This is a genomic window from Parundibacterium terreum (genome assembly GCF_014636315.1).
GTDB lineage: Bacteria > Pseudomonadota > Gammaproteobacteria > Burkholderiales > Burkholderiaceae_D > Undibacterium > Undibacterium terreum.
The window spans coordinates 342,781-359,618 of sequence record NZ_BMED01000003.1 but is presented as its reverse complement, the minus strand read 5'-3'; the positions used below and the strand labels follow the sequence as shown (position 1 = coordinate 359,618).

Here is a 16,838-nt window from a genome sequence, read left to right as displayed (position 1 = left end):
TTCCCGTCAGCTCATGTTCAATACAGCCAGCCTGCGCAGTATCTGCTGCACCAGGTCGGTCTGCATATCACGGTACAGCACAGCCTCTTCCGCTTCTTTCGCCAGCACCTGGGATTCGTTAAAGGTGATATTACGCTTCAGGACAATTTCAGTCGGCTCCAGAAACTCCTTGCCGGTCTTGTCCCGCACGCGGAACTTGAAGGTATAGACCAGGTTGTACTCACGCACACGGCCCTGGCTGTTCAGCGACAGGATCACTTTTTCGCGGTTCTCGGTCAGCACGTCCAGGATGACTTCGGCATCGTTGGCGCTGGAGGTAATCACAGTCTGGCCATTGGCGCGGATGTTGCGCTTCAGCTCTCCGCCCAGCGGCGAAGAATCGCCGAAACCGACGTAGATGCTCTTGAACGGAAAGGATACCGCGCCGCGCATTGCAAACCCGCAGGCAGACAACATCAGCGCCAGCGCCAGCAGGCTGGCGAACTGGACGGATTTGGATAACTTGGACCAGCCTGTTACGTTATGGCGCATGTAAGATTCCTTGCTATAGTTTGCTTATGCAACGATGTTGACCAGCTTGCCGGGTACGACGATGATCTTCTTCGGCGTGCCTTCCACGTAACGCTGTACATTCTCATTGGCCAGAGCCGCTGCTTCTATCGTGGCCTTGTCGGCATCCTTGGCGACCGTAATGCTGCCGCGCAGTTTGCCGTTGACCTGTATCATCAATTCGATTTCAGTCTGCACCAGTGCAGCTTCGTCAACTTGTGGCCAGGCCGCATCCAGCAGGTCGCCAAATTCCTTCTCGTAAGCGAGATCTACCCATAGGCCGTGGCTGACGTGCGGACATACCGGATACAGCGCGCGCAACAGGATGCCGAAAGCCTCGCGCGCAACAGCAGCATTGCCCGCAGTATTGGCCTCCCCTTCCAGTTTGAAAGACTCTATCGTGTTCAGCAATTTCATCGCGCCGGACACCACGGTGTTGTACTGCATGCGCTCATAGTCATAGCTGATCTGGCGCAGCACGGAGTGCACTTCGCGGCGCAAGGTCTTCGCATCGACGCTCAGCCCGGCAGCGATCTCCGTTGTTACCTTGGCAGCCTGTGCCAGTAACTGTTCATTCTTGGCGCCGTAAGTCCACACGCGGCGCAGGAAGCGGTGTGCGCCTTCCACGCCGGAATCGTTCCATTCCAGAGTCTGTTCCGGCGGCGACGCAAACATCACGAACAGACGGGCCGTATCGGCGCCGTACTGGTTGATCAACTCTTGCGGGTCAACGCCATTGCTCTTGGACTTGGACATCGTCGTCATCTCATAGTCCAGCGGCGAACCGTCGGATTTGAGCCTACCGCCGACTATCATGCCCTGTTCATTGTGAATGACGTCGACTTCATGTTCCCAATAGTAGTTCTTGCCGGCGCCTTCGAGTTTCTGGGAAAAGGCGCCCTTCAGTACCATGCCCTGCGTCAGCAATTTGGAAAACGGTTCGCTGGCGTCGATCAATTTCAGATCGCGCATGACCTTGGTCCAGAAACGCGCATACAGCAAATGCAGGATCGCATGCTCGATGCCGCCTATGTACTGGTCCATCTGCATCCAGTATTTGGTGCCTTCGGCTACCATGGCATTGTCGTTGCGCGCATCGCAATAGCGCATGAAATACCACGAGCTATCGACGAAGGTATCCATCGTGTCGGTCTCGCGCTTGGCAGGCTTGCCGCAGCTAGGACAGTCTACATGCAGGAAATCTTCGCGCTTGTTCAGCGGATTGCCGGAACCGTCCGGTATGCAGTCTTCCGGTAATACTACCGGCAAGTCTTTCTCAGGCACGGGTACCGAGCCGCAATCATTGCAGTGGATGATAGGGATAGGCGTGCCCCAGTAGCGCTGGCGGCTGATACCCCAGTCGCGCAGGCGCCAGGTGGTTTTCTTTTCGCCCAGGCCCTTGCCGGCAACCAGCTCGGCCACCTTGCTGACAGCCTGCTTATGGCTTAGACCATCCAGCACGCCGCTGTTGATTGTCACGCCGCGCTGCTTGTCGCCATACCATTCCGCCCATGCATCGGTGGAATAGGTTTCGCCTTCCAGCGCAACCACTTGTTTCACAGGCAGCTTGTATTTTTTGGCGAAGATGAAATCGCGTTCGTCGTGCGCAGGCACACCCATCACCGCGCCATCGCCATAGGACATCAGTACATAGTTGCCGACCCAGACTTCCACCTTGTCGCCTGTCAGCGGATGCGTGACAAACAAGCCGGTAGGGCGGCCTTCTTTTTCGCGCAGGGCCAGTTCGGCTTCTGTTGTGCCGCCCTTTTTGCATTCTTCGATGAAGGCAGCCAGTGCAGGATTGGATTCTGCCGCATAGCTCGCCAGCGGATGCTCAGGCGCCACCGCACAGAAGGTCACACCCATGATGGTATCGGCACGGGTCGTGAATACATACATCTTGCCGTCCTGGATCAACTGGCCGGCACTGTCGCGAATGTCATGCGTAAATGCGAAACGCACGCCTTCGGATTTGCCTATCCAGTTTTCCTGCATCAGGCGCACGCGCTCCGGCCAGCCGCTCAGGTAGTTGGGATCTTCCGGATTGGCCACCGCGGACAGCAACTCTTCCGCGTAATTGGTGATGTTCAGGTAGTAGCCGGGGATCTCGCGTTTTTCGATGACGGCGCCGGAACGCCAGCCGCGGCCGTCTATCACCTGCTCATTGGCCAATACTGTCTGATCGATAGGGTCCCAGTTGACGACCTGGGTGCGGCGTTCACAGACACCTGCTTCCAGCATCTTCAGGAACAGCCACTGGTTCCACTTGTAGTATTCAGGCGAGCAGGTTGCGACTTCGCGCGACCAGTCTATCGCCAGACCCATGGCTTGCATCTGGGTCTTCATGTATTCGATGTTATCGTAGGTCCACTTCGCAGGCGGCACCTTGTTCTTGATCGCCGCGTTCTCCGCCGGCAAGCCGAAAGCATCCCAGCCCATAGGCATCAGCACGTTGTAGCCGTTCATGCGCAATTGGCGCGCCAGCATGTCGTTGATCGTGTAGTTGCGCACGTGGCCCATGTGCAGTTTGCCGGAAGGATAAGGCAGCATAGAGCAGGCGTAGTACTTTCCTTTAGGGAAGCGCTGATCGTTTTCCACTGCTTTATAAGCGTCGATCTTTTTCCAATGGCTCTGCGCCGCTTGTTCGATGTCGGATGGGCTGTATTTTTCTTGCATGACGGCTCGGTAGGTAAATTCGGTAAATTCGATGTGTTGTCGAAGTATTGCGGAGAAATTAGCGCAAACTCACAAATCATTGTGAAATTGCCTCTACTCTGAACCGGTGATTATAACTTGTTCAGGGTGTTTTTCAGAGAAAGCAGCCCGGGAGGGCCGTTTCTATTTTTTGGCAGCGGCTGCTGCCGGCGGTTCTGTGACGAAACCTATCTTGGCCAGGCCGTGGTTTTGCGCTGCAGACATCACTTGCGCGATGGTTTCGTAGCGGGTGGACTTGTCTGCACGCAGTTGCAGCTCCGGTTGCGGCTGGCTGCGTCCGGCCTGCTCCAGCCTGTCGTCCAGTGCGGCCATATCGATTTTTTCTTGATTCCAGTACAACACACCCTGCGCATCAAACGACAAGCTGATCGTTTGCGGCTTTTCCTGCGCAGCGGCAGCTTGTGCTTTTGGCAAATCCAGCTTGATCGTATGGGTCAGCAAGGGGGCGGTGATGATAAAAATGACCAGCAAAACCAGCATCACGTCCACCATGGGCGTGACATTGATGTCGGCCATAGGCATCAGGTGCTTGCCTGCCTTGTCATTTCCACCATTGAATTGACCGAATCCCATATTGTCTTTGCCTATGCCCTGGACGGAGCAGATGGTACATCGGCATGCACTTTGGTCAGATGGGCGTGCAGGTCGTAAGCAAAGGCATCCAGCTCGGCCATCGTAATCCGGTTGACGCGGTTCAACGCATTATAAGAAAGCACAGCGGGAATTGCGACCATCAAGCCCAATGCGGTCATGATCAGAGCCTCGCCGACAGGGCCGGCGACCTTGTCTATCTGCACGATACCGGACGCAGACACCTCGGTCAGCGCATGATAGATGCCCCAGACCGTACCAAGCAACCCGATGAAAGGCGCGGTGGAACCGATGGAAGCCAACAGGGTCAGCCCCATTTCCAGCTTGACGGTGATGCGGTTCATTTCTTGCCGCAAGCTGCGGGTGATCAGGTCGGCGGTGGAAGTATCTGCGCTCAGCGAGCCGGCCTGGTTGACCGGATCTGCCGCATGCATCGCCCTGACGGCCAATGGAGCGTAGATGTTTTCGCTATCCACGCCATTCACCATTGCAATCGCATCCGTCATGCTGGGCGCCTTCCAGAAAGCCTCCAGCGCACTCGCGCTGCGGCGTATGCGCCAGGACGACCAGGCTTTGGACAATATCGTGAACCAGCTTGCCAGCGACATCGCCAAAAGCAGGTAAGCCACCATATGGCTGATGGCATCGCCCTGCGCCCAGTATTCCGAGAGGCTGAAGTTCATGGAAAGAGGCTAGTTCAGATTCAGCACATCATACATATCGAACAGGCCGGTCTGCTTGTCTGCCAGGAAGCGCGCAGCACGCAGGCTGCCGTGTGCATAGGTGACACGGCTGGAAGATTTATGCGTGATTTCCACGCGCTCGCCTATGCCGGCGAACAGCACGGTGTGGTCGCCGACGATGTCGCCGCCACGTATCGTTGCAAAGCCTATTGACGATGGATCCCGCTCGCCAGTGACGCCTTCGCGCGCATAGACGGCAACTTCGTTCAGGTCGCGCCCGATGGCATCGGCGATGACCTCGCCCATTTTCAGCGCAGTGCCGGATGGAGCATCAACCTTGTGCCTGTGATGGGCTTCAACGATCTCGATGTCATAACCGTGCGAAAAGCTCTTGGCTGCCATTTCCAGCAACTTCAGCGTCACATTCACACCTACGCTCATGTTAGGCGCAAACACAATGGCGGTTTTTTTTGCGGCTTCGGCTATCGCCGCCTTGCCTTCGTCATCAAAACCGGTAGTACCGATAATCATCTTGATGCCGTGCTCGGCGCAATAGGCAGCATGCTGCAACGTACCTTCGGGACGGGTAAAGTCGATCAGGAAATCGGCATTGGCCAGGCCCTGCGCCAGATCGGACGTAATCGCGACCTGTGCCGGCTTGCCCAGGAATGCGGCGGCATCGGTGCCCAGAGCAGGCGAACCGGCAATATCCAGCGCGCCGGCCAATATCGTGTCGTCGGCATTGCTGATCGCTTCTATCAGCATCCTGCCCATGCGGCCGGATGCTCCCGCAACCGCGATTTTCAAAGCAGCCATGCCTTATTCCCCTGGATTATTTTTTTTCTTGCCGTCGGTAGGCGGAGCAATTTCAGTACGTTCACCGATCTTGGCATTGGTGATATGCGCCAGATAGTCTTTTTCGGTCGGCAGATTGCCGCCTTCAAAGCGGTTGACGGTATTGTTCTTGAAGAATACTGTCACGCGGCTGGTGATCACTTCACCATTCGGCTTCTGGATACGGAAAGGATAATCCCAGCGGTCTTCATGGAACATGTCGGTCAGCAAGGCAGTACCGAGCAAAAAGCGCACTTGCTCACGGGTCATGCCTTCTTTCAACTGAGCAATCATTTCCTGGGAAACAAAGTTACCCTGCTGAATGGTGATACGGTAAGGGGACACATAATTCAGTATCTTGTAAATACCGGTAGGCGCCGTCACTTGTGCACCACTGGCGATACCCTGCGCAGACGCAGGTGTCAGCGGCTGCATCGAAGTGATAGAATCTGACTTAGCCGAATCACTATTGGAAGTGCCTTGTGTAGTAGAAACACCGTTCAGCGGTGTGGTCTCCATCACTTGAGCTTTGGACGCACAACCGGACAGGGATAGCAATACAGGAACGAACGCAGCAACCAAGCCTGCTCCCAATGCCTTGCTTCGGGATGTTTCTGAGAACAACAATCGCATGGATAACCTCAATTTATTGAGCAACAGTGCTAAAACCCTATATCATAAATCAGATAGTACTTTTTTGACCGAAAACATGACGAATAGCACTCCAAACCTGAAAGCCAGCGGACTCAAAGCTACCCTGCCACGTCTGAAAATCCTGGAAATTTTTCAAAACAGCCCGGTACGCCACCTGACCGCAGAGGATGTCTATAAGATTTTGCTCAGCGAAAACATGGATGTCGGATTGGCAACAGTATATCGCGTACTGACCCAGTTTGAGCAAGCAGGCTTGCTCAGCCGCAACCATTTCGAATCCGGCAAGGCCATCTTTGAACTGAATGAAGGCTCACACCATGACCATCTGGTGTGCCTGGAATGCGGCCGCGTAGAAGAATTCTACGACGAAGAGATAGAAAAAAGGCAACAGGCAATCGCCAAGGAGCGCGGTTTTACGATTTCCGAACATGCGCTGGCCTTGTATGGCTACTGCTCCAAACCGGGTTGCGGCGACAAGATCCGCAAATAATGAAGAAGTAAGCCCGCATCGGCTGAAAAACAAAAAGCCTGCAAATTTGCAGGCTTTTTGTTTTCTTCTCGTCCGGCAGGGCATTACCCCTGCCGAAGCTGCAGATCAGCGATGTGCGATCTTGCCGTCATCTTCCGACAACACAATCTCCACGCGGCGATTCAACTGGCGATTGGCCGCAGTATCGTTACTGGCAACCGGATATTTCATGCCATAGCCTTGAGTCACCACCCTGTCACGCGCAATACCCATGCCCATCAGAGCAATCAGCACGGAATTGGCACGGCGCTCCGACAGATACTGGTTATGCGCTGCGGTACCTGTGCTGTCGGTATGGCCCTCAACCACAACCACCCTTTGCGGATTCTGCTGCAAAATCAGACCAAGCTTTTGCACTGTCATCATGCCATCCGGTGTCAGATCGGCTTTGTCCACCGCGAACAAAACGTCACCCAGGGTAATTACTAGGCCACGCTCGGTTTTCTTTGCAGACAAATCATTCAATTGAGCCTGCAACTGGCGTGCATGCTCTTCTGCATCCATTTTCTGGCGCTGTGCGTTGGCCGCATCGTTCTGCGCTAAGGCAGCCTGGGTCTTCGCAGCATCGGCATCCATCCTGGCCTTGTCGGCTTCCAGGGTTCTTTGCTGCAGGCGGATCTGATCCTGCTGCTGCTTGGCATCTGCTACCGATTCTTCAGCAGATTTTGCCTTTGCGACTTCACGGGCATTCGCTGTTTTTTGTTTCGCGACATAGGCCAGGTTATCTACCTTTTGCAGACTTTCTTTTTTCGTCCAGGCTGTATTAGCCTGATCCAGCGCATCACTGGCCTGCTTCAATTCAGCAGATGCCAGGCGGGCGACTGTAGGATTACTTTGTGTCATTGCAAAATCGCGTTTTGCGTCTTCCAGCGCACTGTTATTCTGAGGCACGGAGCTGCAGGCAGATAATAAGGCGCCTGCGGCCAGGAGATAGGCAGGTAAAAATTTAATACTTCGCATGATGATTCCCTTTCAATTTTGAATATGACTAAGGCGTAGCGGCATCACCCGTTTCGCTTTTAGCTAAGCTGCTTATTTGCTGATTATTTGCTGCTTATTTGCTGATTATTTGTTTACGCTCGCACTACGATCCAGCTCTTCCCGCATCACGCGGATATTGTCTTGCAACGCATTGGCTGCAGCTTGCGCCTTGGCGGAGCTGGCCTTGCTTTGCGCCAGTTGCGCGTCTGCCTGGGCCTGATTAGCCAACTCGCGTGCCTTGACATAATCCTTGGCTGCCAACGCCTGGTTAGCCTGGTTCAGCTTATCCTGAGCCGAGGCGACTTCTAACGGTGCATATTCAGCAGCACCAGATACCGTTGCGTTGCTGACTGCCTGCTTGCTCACTGCAACATCCGAAGTCGCCGGCACTTTTTCCTTGCTTGCGCAGCCCACCAGAGACATCGCGACAAGGCCCGTACAGCATGCGACTTTCAACCACGTGCTACCGGCTTTATGGGATTGCTCGTACATCCCTGCATCAGTAAATTTTTTCATCATCAAACTCCATGGATTAAATTGTTTTAAGTTGTTCTTCGTTGCTGCGATAGTCATAAGATCGTCACAACAATCACCGTTTTCTATAAATCCCTAGCGATAACACTTTATATAGCTATGCTTACAAAGCCTCGGTACGCAAACGCACATAAAAATCAATTGGCATCCTGTATTCTTTGCCCTATGAGTGGGCATGAAAAATTTTTCCGGCCTTACCTATGAGCAGCAGCAATACATCACTTTATTGAGACAGGAATCCACCATGAACTTCAATCTTCTAATTACTCCACTGGTTTCTTTAATTGCCGGCATCCTGATTCTGGTCGTGCCTAGGCTGTTGAATTTCATCGTCGCCATTTATCTGATTATCATCGGCCTGATAGGCTTGCTAGGAAGTGGACACCTGCTGCGCTAAATTTGCGCTACCTTGCAGACACTAATTGGTAAAAACGGGTACATTCATGACAAGAACAACAAAAATCATCGGCGGTACTGTATTGGGGCTAATAGCAATTTTTGCCATGGCACTGGTGCTGTTTATGAACTATGACTGGAACAAGGCGAAGCCCTGGCTGAACACCCGTGTGTCCGATGCGATAGGCCGTCCGTTCAGCATCAACGGCAATTTGTCTCTGACCTGGGAAAAGCCTCCAACCCGTCAGATAGGCTGGCGTAACTACATTCCCTGGCCCCACTTGTCCGGCGAAGATATTCGCATCAGCAATCCGGACTGGGCCACCGCTTCACCGTATATGACGCAGATCAAGCGCGTGCATTTTTCAGTTGACCTGCTGCCCTTGTTGGATAAAAAAATCACCATCCCCACTGTGGAACTGGAATCACCGGATGTATCCCTTGAACGCCTGTCGGCCACGCAAAATAACTGGAGCTTTAAAACCAGCGAAACGCCTTCCGAATGGAAACTGGCACTTGGCGAAGTGGTACTGGATAAGGGAACGGTAAAGATAAAAGACGCAGTCAAGCATGCCGACATCACTGCCAATATCGATACCCTGGATGACAAGCAGATCGCCGCCTCCAAAAATACGTATGGCGTCGGCTGGACACTGAACGGCAGCTTTAACAAGGAAAAGGTAAGCGGCAGCGGCAAGGCCGGTGCGGTGCTATCGCTGCAGAATCAGAACGCAGCTTTTCCGTTGGAAGCAGATGTAAAGGTAGGAAAATCGGTCGTTGTACAAGTCAAGGGAACTATCACCAAGCCCAGCGACCTAGCGGCAATCGATATGCGCCTGCACCTGGCAGGCGCCAGCATGGCCGGTCTGTACGCATTAACGGGTATCGTACTACCGGAAACACCGGCTTTTTCCACCGAAGGTCATTTGACCGGTAGCCCCAACCGTAGCGGCGGCAACTGGGTCTATGACAAGTTCGTAGGTAAGTTCGGTTCCAGTGACCTTTCCGGCAGTGTGACTTATCAATCACAGGAAAACGGCAGCCCGCTGATACGCCCTCGCCTGAGCGGCGAAGTGGTATCCAATCTGTTGCAATTCGAAGATCTGGGCCCGCTGATCGGCGCGGACTCAAATGCCAGCAAAGAAAATCGCGGTGTCGCGCCAGTGCAGCCATCCGACAAGGTGCTACCAGTGGAGAAATTCAAGACCGATCGCTGGGACAGCATGGATGCCGATATCAAATTCACCGGCAAGAAAATCATACGCAGCAAGGACTTGCCTCTCGATAACCTGGTCACCAATGTGCATCTGAAGGACAGCGTTGTCACGCTGACTCCGCTTAATTTCGGCGCCGCTGGAGGCAATTTCAGCTCCAATATCAAGCTGGACGGCCGCGAACAATTGATCAAGGCAGAAATGAAGATGAGCGCCCGCCATCTCAAGCTGAAAAAGCTATTCCCCAGCTTCGAGGCCATGCAGGCCAGTCTGGGCGAAATCAATGGGGACGCCTCTTTGTCTGCAACCGGCAGTTCCGTCTCCAGCCTGCTGGGCAATTCCAATGGCGAAGTCAAGGCGCTGATCAACCAGGGTTCCATCAGCAAGCTGCTGCTGGAAGAGATGGGCCTGAACATAGGCAATATCGTACTGACCCAATTATCCGGGGACAAGCAGATAGAAATCAACTGCCTGGCCAGCGATTTCGCCGTTACTAACGGCATCATGCAAACCCGCAGTTTCGTTGTCGATACCCAGGAATCCCTGACCGATATCACAGGCCAGATCAGTCTGGTCAAGGAACAACTGGACCTGAAGATCAATCCTCACAGCAAGGGCCTGCGCGTGATTTCTTTACGCACGCCGCTGTATGTGACGGGCAGCTTCAAAAATCCCAAAATCAGCCTGGACAAAGGTGTGCTGGCCTTGAAAGCCGGAGGCGCCATCGCATTGGCGGCGCTGGCGCCAATAGCGGCGCTGGCGCCGCTGGTCGCTGTCGGACCAGGCCAGGAGCATGGCTGCGCGGCATTGCTGGCCGAGGCAGGCAGCAAGCCGCAAGCGCCTCCCCCGGGGAAAACCCGGACGGACCGGCCAGTGAAAAATTAAACGGGATCGGGCGCTATTTCGTGAATTACGACCGCCGTGTCTTCTGACACATTGGCCAGCCAGCCTGCCTGCTTGACCGCTCGCATGCCGTCCCGGTATCCCTGCTCCCAGCGCCACTCGATGGAGCCACGGGAAAAGTTGATATCCTTGGCAGCCATATGCCAGTCTTGCCCCGCGTAAGGAATTCTGACGATATGCAACGTGCTATCGCAACCCAGTTCGGATAGCAGTTGCTTGTCGGCGGCATTCTTTTGCTTTGCCGGCAGGCGCTTATACAAATCACGTAATGCACGCTGTAATTTATGCGTTTCCAGGTAGGCATCAATATGGCGCATCGAACGCGATGCAAACATCACATCTTTCTGCCTGGTCTGCACTTCGTCCAATGTACGCGGTTCTTCCCCCTGAGCACTCCATAAATCCACCATGAAACAGAGGGCATTCGCATGCGGCTGGTCATTCAATACGGTTTCCAGCGGCGTATTCGAATACAGGCCACCATCCCAATACAATTCTCCGTCTATGCGTACAGGCGGAAAGCCTGGTGGCAGCGCGCCACTGGCCATCACATGGTCGGCGCACAAGTCATGCTCGCGGTTGTCGAAGCTGGCCAACTCACCGCAGGTTACCTTCAACGCATTGACGGTCAGGCGCATGCCGCCTTCTGCATTCAAATAGTCAAAATCCACCAGTTCTTTCAGCGTAGTGCGAAGATCACGGGTTTCATAAAAACTGGCAGCATCCGGTTCTACCGAGAAACCGGCGGCAAACGGACTGAACAGGCGCGGCGAAAAAAAACCGGGCACGCCGCGCATCATCGTATCCAGCGTTGCCGCTGACACATTCGCCTTCCTGGCCTCATCCGGCAACCTGCTCATGTCGAAACCGTCGCCGTGCGACACACGCCGCCAGAATTCCTTGAGCTTTTGCAATCTGCTTTCCTGCGGATTGCCGGCGATCAGCGCCGCGTTGATGGCGCCGATTGAGGTGCCGACTATCCAGTCCGGCACCAGATCATGCTCATGGAGGGCCTCAAACACCCCGGCCTGATAAGCTCCCAGCGCACCGCCGCCCTGCAGGACCAGTACGATGGGATTATTGTCGGGGTTCAGCCGGTTGGCTGCCGAAGCTTGCTCTGTGGCTTGTAATTTCATGCTTGGCTAAAAGTGGGATAGGGGAAGGACAGGCCGGCAAGCCGGTCTGACGCGAATGGATCAGACTTGCGGGCCGGCTTTGGCGATGGCCAATTGCAAAGCATCCATGACAGTGCCGGCATTAAAAGGTTTGATAATGTAACCGCTGATACCGCCTTGCAGCGCCGCAGTAAAAGTGTCCCTGTCCTTATTGGACGTCACCATCAGTATGATGGTCCTGGGAAGCACTTCCTTGATTTTTTTCAGGGTATCGAGCCCGCTGACGGTAGGCATGACGACGTCCAAGAAGATGATATTCGGCTGCAGCCGCAAAGCCATTTCCAGGCCGGTATCACCGTCGGTGGCTTCGCCGACCACAAGATAGCCTTCATGCCTGAGAATGACACGCAGCACCTCGCGCGTCATATCGTTGTCATCCACAAGCAGCACTGACATGCTCTTTTGACCTGCCATCGTGACTCCTTTCATTTTAAAGAAAAGGCGATACAGCTACAGGTAAAACGAATTTCCCGGCCCGGCAATACAGCCTAAGGAATCAAGCTTAATGGCTTAGCGCATTGGACAGCAGTTTTGCAGTGATATCCACAATAGGAATCACGCGTTCGTACGCCATGCGCGTGGGCCCAATTACACCCAGCGTGCCTACTATCTTGCCGTTGACTTCATACGGTGCGGTGACTATGCTCATTTCGTCCATGGGCACCAGTTGCGACTCGCCACCGATGAAGATCTGCACCCCGGTCGCCTTACTGGAAATATCCAACAATTGCATCAGGCTGGTCTTTTGCTCAAACATGTCGAACAGTTTGCGCAAGGAGGTCATATTCGACGACAGATCTTCCACATTCAGCAGATTGCGTTCGCCGGAGATGACCATGTCGTCGCTATGGTCGGCCATCGCGTCGCTGCCGGCCTCGACTGCAGCCTGCATCAGGCGCGTCATATCGTTTTGCAACTGGCGCAGTTCGCCATTGATGCGGATACGCGCATCCTCGAAACTGAGGCCGCCAAAATTCTGGTTCAGGTAATTCGCCGCCTGTATCAGTTGCGGCGGCGTATAGTCCACGTCGGTCAGCAACAGGCGGTTCTGCACTTCGCCATTCGGGGCGACGATCACCAGCAGTATGCGTTTTTCTGACAGGCGCAGGAATTCTATCTGCTTGAAGGTCGATTCATTGCGCGGTGTCATGACGACTCCGGCAAACTGCGATAGCGAAGACAATATCTGCGCTGCGTTGGCAATGATCTTTTGCGGCGGATTGGATAGCAGTTTCGGTTGCAGGCGCGATTCCAGCGCCGCCTCGTCGATTTCCTGCACGGTCAGCAAGCTGTCGACAAATACCCGGTAGCCGCGCGGCGTGGGCACGCGCCCGGCCGAGGTATGCGGACTGGCGACAAAACCCATTTCTTCCAGGTCTGCCATCACATTGCGTATGGTCGCCGGCGACAGTTCAAGACCTGAAATTTTTGATAAGGCGCGCGAGCCCACAGGCTGGCCGTCGGCTATATACCGTTCCACCAGGGCTTTTAATAGGGTTTGGGCGCGAATATCGAGTTGCATACAGGTATTCTATGCGAGATAGTCAGAAGCGTGTAGACATATGGCTGATATGGCAAAAGACGGGGTCAATATACCTTCCATACAGACAATAATAAATCCATGCTGCAATTGCAAGCATCTGCCTGAAAGCAATGTTGCATTTGCCCTGCCTGTCACCTGCAAGCAAGATTATACCCACTCCAGCAAGGCATTCAGTTCGCTGACGACTGCTTGCGGCTTGACATGCGGATAAGGGATTTCGTGCGTCTGCAATTGTTTGCGGTCTACCCAGACTGCCTGCATGCCTGCCTTTTGCGCGCCCTCCACGTCCAGCAGCAAATCATCGCCGACAAACAGGATATCCCGGGGATGCAATTGCAGCGCTTCGCAGGCCGCTGCAAATATGCGCGGGTCCGGCTTGGCACAGCCGAAAGTATGTGCAGCGATGGATACTTTGAAATAGGGCGCCAGGCCTATCGCCTTCAGGTCGGCAAAGCCATTCGATACCGATCCCATCACCAGCTTTTGCTGCAGCTTGTCCAAAGCCGGCAATACATCGTCAAATAAACTGACCTTGTTACGGGCGTCGGCAAATACCGCCATCGCCAGATCGGCCTTGGAGGCATCCTCACCATGCTCGGCAAACAGCCTGGTCAGCATCGCATGCCGCAGCGCCCACAGGTCATACTGGAAGCGCGGGTTGGTCAGCATCATTTCCTTGCGCTGGCTGCGCATCTGCTCTATGGAGTAATTCTGCGCCACCAGCGGGGTATTGACAGTCATCCATTGAAACAGCGAGTTCTCCGCATGCTGGATCACCGGGCCTACCGGCCATAAGGTCTCATCCAGATCAAACAGTATTGCCTTGACAGGCTTAATAGTCATACTTGCTCACTTTTCATGCCTCTTGCATGCCTAAAACTTCTGTAATTATGTTCTAATCTGCATCATCTATGCCATCAGTTCTCGTTAATTTATGACTTCATCGCCAAAAACTATTGCACTGGTTGGTAAATATAATGCCGCAGGCGTTACCCATTCGATTGCAGAGCTGGCCAGTTTCCTGGACGATGCCGGACATACAGTGATTTTTGAAGCGGAAACCGCACAAAACATGCTGCTGGAAGGCTTCCATGTGATGTCGGCGGCAGAAATAGGCAAAAACGCCGATGCCGCCATTGTACTGGGCGGCGACGGCACCATGCTGGGCATCGCCCGCCAACTGGCCCCGTACAATGTCCCCCTGATAGGCATCAATCAGGGCAGATTGGGCTTTATTACCGATATTCCGCTGGATCGCACCATTCCTGTCATCACTGAGATGCTGGAAGGCAAATACGTGGCAGAGAAACGCAGCCTGCTGCAAGGTATCGTGGTGCGCGACGGTAATCAGATTTTCAGCGGCATGGCATTCAACGACGTGGTCGTCTCGCGCGGCGCCGGCACCGGCATGGTGGAACTGCGCGTGGATGTGGATGACCACTTCATGTACAACCAGCGCTCGGACGGCCTGATCGTATCCACCCCGACCGGCTCCACCGCGTATGCGCTGTCTGCCGGCGGACCGCTGCTGCATCCCAGCCTGAACGGTATCGTGATGGTACCGATCGCACCGCATGCACTGTCCAATCGCCCTATCGTCTTGCCGGACAGTAGCGAGATCGTGATAGAAATCGCTGCCGGGCGTGATATCACAGTGAATTTCGACATGCAGTCTTTCGCCGACCTGATGTACAAGGACAGGATCATCGTCAAGCGCTCCGAACATACAATCACCTTCCTGCACCCGCAAGGCTGGAACTACTATGACACGCTGCGCCAGAAACTGCACTGGAACGAGTATCCTTCGGTCGTCGGGCCTTAGGCCAAGTCCGGCCTTAAGCTAAAATACACGCCGCTTCCCTTATCCCTTTTTCAACACTCTTATGCTGCGCACGCTTGCTATTCGCGACTTTGTTATCGTTGATGCCATAGAGCTGGAATTTTCAGCCGGCTTCACTGTCTTCACCGGCGAAACCGGTGCGGGTAAATCCATCCTGATCGATGCGCTGGCATTGGCACTCGGTGGCCGCGGCGACGCCAGCATGGTGCGCGAAGGCGCATCCAAAGCGGATATTTCGGCCGAATTTTCTACCGACGATGCGACCAGCGCATGGCTGGCAGACAATGACTTTGCCGGCGAAGACGGCCAGTTGCTGCTGCGCCGCGTCATCGACAATGCCGGCCGCTCCAAAGCCTACATCAATGGCATTACCGCCACTGCTGCGCAATTGCGCGAACTGGGCGACATGCTGGTCGACATCCATGGGCAACACGCGCACCAGTCGCTGCTGAAGACCGACGCCCAGCGCGCGCTACTGGACATGCAGGGCGGATTCCAGGCAGATGTGCAGCAGGTAGCCACGCTGCATAAAAACTGGCGCAACCTGGCCAGGCAGCGCGAAGAATTCGAAACCAATGCGAAGAATGTCCTGCTGGAAAAGGAACGCCTGGAGTGGCAGGTGCAGGAACTGGAAAAATTGCAGATACAACCCGGCGAGTGGGAGAGCATCAGCCATGAACACAGCAGGCTGGCGCATGCCGCCAGCCTGCTGGAAGGCGCACAGGAAGCTGCCGACCTGATCTCGGAATCAGAGCACCCGGTCCTGTCGCAATTGTCTTCGCTGCACCAGAAACTATTAAAGCTGCTGGAATATGACGTCGCCTTGAAACCGGTCACCGATGCACTGGATTCCGCCCGCATCAACCTGCAGGAAACCACTTATGCGCTGAACGACTATCTGGGCCGAGTGGAGCTGGACCCGGCTCGCCTGCGTACGGTGGAAAACCGGGTAGAGTCCATACACTCGACCGCGCGCCGCTTCCACGTTGCACCGGAAGAGCTGCATCATGAATTCGCCAGCCTGTCCGGGCAATTGCAGCAACTTGCGAATGCATCCGACATGGATGCGCTGAAAGCACAGGAAGAAAGCGCGAAACAGGTTTATCTGAAGGCCGCACAAAAGCTCAGCAAGGCCCGTGGCATCGTCGCCAAAGACTTGGGCAAGGCGGTCACCGTTGCGATGCAGGACCTGAGCATGTCCGGCGGCAGTTTCTCGATTGCGCTGCATCCTTGCGAGCCTGCCGCTTTCGGGCTGGAGCAGGTGGAATTCCTGGTAGCCGGCCATGCCGGCGTACAAGCGCGACCGCTGGCCAAGGTTGCCTCCGGCGGCGAACTGGCCCGCATCTCGCTCGCCATCTCCGTCATTACTTCGTGCGCTACTGCCACGCCTACGCTGATCTTTGATGAAGTGGATAGCGGCATAGGCGGCGGCGTTGCAGAAGTAGTAGGCCGTTTGCTGAAACGGCTAGGGCAGGACAGACAGGTATTGTGCGTCACGCATCTGCCGCAAGTCGCCAGCCAGGCCAACCAGCACTTCCAGGTCAGCAAGGCCAGCAGCAAGGGCAAGACTGTTTCGCAGATTGACGGGCTGGACAATAAACAGCGCGTGGAAGAAATTGCCCGCATGCTGGGCGGCATAGAAATCACGGCAACCACCCGCAAACACGCGCGGGAATTGCTGGCATCGTGAATAGTCA

General features: G+C 54.7%; 17 protein-coding genes. 5 read left to right on the top strand and 12 right to left on the bottom strand.

Annotated features, from left to right (window positions below; genetic code table 11):
• Positions 1 to 6 precede the first annotated feature (6 nt).
• The 6 genes from IEW12_RS16315 to IEW12_RS16290 all read right to left on the bottom strand — a co-directional run bounded on the left by IEW12_RS16315 (position 7) and on the right by IEW12_RS16290 (position 6,005).
• Positions 7 to 531 (bottom strand): LPS-assembly lipoprotein LptE, encoded by a 525-nt coding sequence (locus tag IEW12_RS16315; RefSeq protein ID WP_188567141.1) that lies wholly within the window; start codon positions 529 to 531, stop codon positions 7 to 9.
• 24 nt (positions 532 to 555) lie between these two features.
• Positions 556 to 3,225 (bottom strand): leucine--tRNA ligase, encoded by a 2,670-nt coding sequence (gene leuS / locus IEW12_RS16310; protein WP_188567140.1) that lies wholly within the window; start codon positions 3,223 to 3,225, stop codon positions 556 to 558.
• Positions 3,226 to 3,387: 162 nt separating this feature from the next.
• The gene (locus IEW12_RS16305) at positions 3,388 to 3,837 is read right to left on the bottom strand and encodes an ExbD/TolR family protein (protein WP_188567139.1); all 450 of its coding nucleotides are present in this window, start codon (positions 3,835 to 3,837) and stop codon (positions 3,388 to 3,390) included.
• Positions 3,838 to 3,848: 11 nt separating this feature from the next.
• Complete coding sequence (locus tag IEW12_RS16300; protein WP_229751160.1) at positions 3,849 to 4,538, bottom strand: MotA/TolQ/ExbB proton channel family protein; 690 nt, start codon at positions 4,536 to 4,538, stop codon at positions 3,849 to 3,851.
• A gap of 9 nt (positions 4,539 to 4,547) precedes the next feature.
• Positions 4,548 to 5,354 carry a 4-hydroxy-tetrahydrodipicolinate reductase gene (gene dapB / locus IEW12_RS16295; protein ID WP_188567138.1) on the bottom strand — a complete coding sequence of 269 codons (807 nt, stop codon included), beginning with the start codon at positions 5,352 to 5,354 and terminating at the stop codon, positions 4,548 to 4,550.
• Positions 5,355 to 5,357: 3 nt separating this feature from the next.
• A complete protein-coding gene (locus IEW12_RS16290) occupies positions 5,358 to 6,005 on the bottom strand; it encodes an outer membrane protein assembly factor BamE (RefSeq protein WP_229751159.1) in 648 nt (215 codons plus the stop codon).
• 76 nt (positions 6,006 to 6,081) lie between these two features.
• On the opposite strand from IEW12_RS16290, the gene fur reads away from it, so the two are divergent.
• The gene (gene fur / locus IEW12_RS16285; RefSeq protein ID WP_188567137.1) at positions 6,082 to 6,516 is read left to right on the top strand and encodes a ferric iron uptake transcriptional regulator; all 435 of its coding nucleotides are present in this window, start codon (positions 6,082 to 6,084) and stop codon (positions 6,514 to 6,516) included.
• 105 nt (positions 6,517 to 6,621) lie between these two features.
• Here the strand turns inward: fur and IEW12_RS16280 are convergent, their stop codons facing one another.
• Positions 6,622 to 7,515: an OmpA family protein gene (locus IEW12_RS16280; protein WP_188567136.1), complete on the bottom strand. Its 894-nt coding sequence runs from the start codon at positions 7,513 to 7,515 to the stop codon at positions 6,622 to 6,624.
• Positions 7,516 to 7,620: 105 nt separating this feature from the next.
• A complete protein-coding gene (locus tag IEW12_RS16275; protein WP_308789139.1) occupies positions 7,621 to 8,055 on the bottom strand; it encodes a DUF4398 domain-containing protein in 435 nt (144 codons plus the stop codon).
• Between the two features lie 259 nt (positions 8,056 to 8,314).
• Here IEW12_RS16275 and IEW12_RS16270 point away from each other — a divergent pair, with 259 nt between their 5' ends.
• Positions 8,315 to 8,467, top strand: coding sequence for a DUF3096 domain-containing protein (locus IEW12_RS16270; protein ID WP_188567544.1), 153 nt, complete (start codon positions 8,315 to 8,317; stop codon positions 8,465 to 8,467).
• Positions 8,468 to 8,513: 46 nt separating this feature from the next.
• The gene (locus IEW12_RS16265; protein ID WP_188567135.1) at positions 8,514 to 10,565 is read left to right on the top strand and encodes an AsmA family protein; all 2,052 of its coding nucleotides are present in this window, start codon (positions 8,514 to 8,516) and stop codon (positions 10,563 to 10,565) included.
• Here IEW12_RS16265 and IEW12_RS16260 read toward each other — a convergent pair.
• The 4 genes from IEW12_RS16260 to IEW12_RS16245 all read right to left on the bottom strand — a co-directional run bounded on the left by IEW12_RS16260 (position 10,562) and on the right by IEW12_RS16245 (position 14,144).
• Positions 10,562 to 11,719, bottom strand: coding sequence for a patatin-like phospholipase family protein (locus IEW12_RS16260; protein WP_188567134.1), 1,158 nt, complete (start codon positions 11,717 to 11,719; stop codon positions 10,562 to 10,564). The genes IEW12_RS16265 and IEW12_RS16260 overlap by 4 nt on opposite strands.
• Before the next feature lie 60 nt (positions 11,720 to 11,779).
• Positions 11,780 to 12,172 carry a response regulator gene (locus IEW12_RS16255; protein ID WP_229751158.1) on the bottom strand — a complete coding sequence of 131 codons (393 nt, stop codon included), beginning with the start codon at positions 12,170 to 12,172 and terminating at the stop codon, positions 11,780 to 11,782.
• Between the two features lie 88 nt (positions 12,173 to 12,260).
• On the bottom strand, positions 12,261 to 13,280 hold the full coding sequence (hrcA, locus tag IEW12_RS16250) for a heat-inducible transcriptional repressor HrcA (RefSeq protein ID WP_188567133.1): 1,020 nt from the start codon (positions 13,278 to 13,280) through the stop codon (positions 12,261 to 12,263).
• Positions 13,281 to 13,448: 168 nt separating this feature from the next.
• Positions 13,449 to 14,144, bottom strand: coding sequence for an HAD family hydrolase (locus IEW12_RS16245; protein ID WP_188567132.1), 696 nt, complete (start codon positions 14,142 to 14,144; stop codon positions 13,449 to 13,451).
• A gap of 91 nt (positions 14,145 to 14,235) precedes the next feature.
• On the opposite strand from IEW12_RS16245, the gene IEW12_RS16240 reads away from it, so the two are divergent.
• On the top strand, positions 14,236 to 15,123 hold the full coding sequence (locus IEW12_RS16240) for an NAD kinase (protein ID WP_188567131.1): 888 nt from the start codon (positions 14,236 to 14,238) through the stop codon (positions 15,121 to 15,123).
• A gap of 61 nt (positions 15,124 to 15,184) precedes the next feature.
• Positions 15,185 to 16,831, top strand: a complete 1,647-nt coding sequence (gene recN, locus IEW12_RS16235) for a DNA repair protein RecN (RefSeq protein ID WP_188567130.1) — start codon at positions 15,185 to 15,187, stop codon at positions 16,829 to 16,831.
• Positions 16,832 to 16,838 lie beyond the last annotated feature (7 nt).